This window comes from Flavobacteriales bacterium (assembly GCA_020435415.1).
In the GTDB taxonomy this organism is placed as follows: domain Bacteria; phylum Bacteroidota; class Bacteroidia; order JACJYZ01; family JACJYZ01; genus JACJYZ01.
The window spans coordinates 1-656 of sequence record JAGQZQ010000177.1; the positions used below are offsets into that span (position 1 = coordinate 1).

Annotated in this window: 1 protein-coding gene; it reads left to right on the forward strand. The window is 51.7% G+C overall.

Going from position 1 to position 656, the window contains the following annotated elements:
* On the forward strand, nucleotides 1-459 hold a 459-nt coding region (locus KDD36_15195), incomplete at its 5' end, for an alpha-ketoacid dehydrogenase subunit beta (protein MCB0397994.1).
* Nucleotides 460-656 lie beyond the last annotated feature (197 nt).

Genomic DNA, 656 nt, shown 5'->3' on the forward strand with positions numbered 1-656 from the left:
GAACTCATGTATTCAGACAGCGGTGAAGTGCCGGAAGAAGAATACTACATCCCCATCGGTAAGGCTGATGTGAAGCGGGAAGGAAGCGATGTCACCATCGTCTCCTATAATAAGATGATGAAGGTGGCTCTCGGTGCTGCCGATGAACTGGCCAAAGACGGTGTGTCTGCCGAGGTGATCGACCTGCGCACCATCCGCCCGCTGGATATTCATACCATCGTAGAGTCAGTGAAGAAGACCAACCGCATCGTGGTGGTGGATGAATCCTGGCCCTACGGCTCAGTATCTTCCGAGATCGCCTACCAGCTTCAGAAAGATGCGTTCGATTACCTGGATGCTCCGGTTCGCCGCGTCAATGGCGCCGATACTTCCATGCACTACGCTCCCAACCTCGTGGAAGCCTACCTGCCCAGCCCGGCCAAGGTCATCCAGGTAGTGAAGGAAGTGATGTATAAGTGATTGGTAGCGGGTAGCGGGTAGTGAGTATTGGGTAGTAAGACGCTCCCGATTGCTATCTGGAGTTATCGGTGGTACCATCCATTTTTTTTTTACACTTGTTTTTTTAGAGAATTCGGGCGTGTGCCGGTCAAAGTGTGACTAAATTGTAATGCCTGATTGTGGCAACGGGCTATTCGTTACAAGTCCTCGTTCGTACC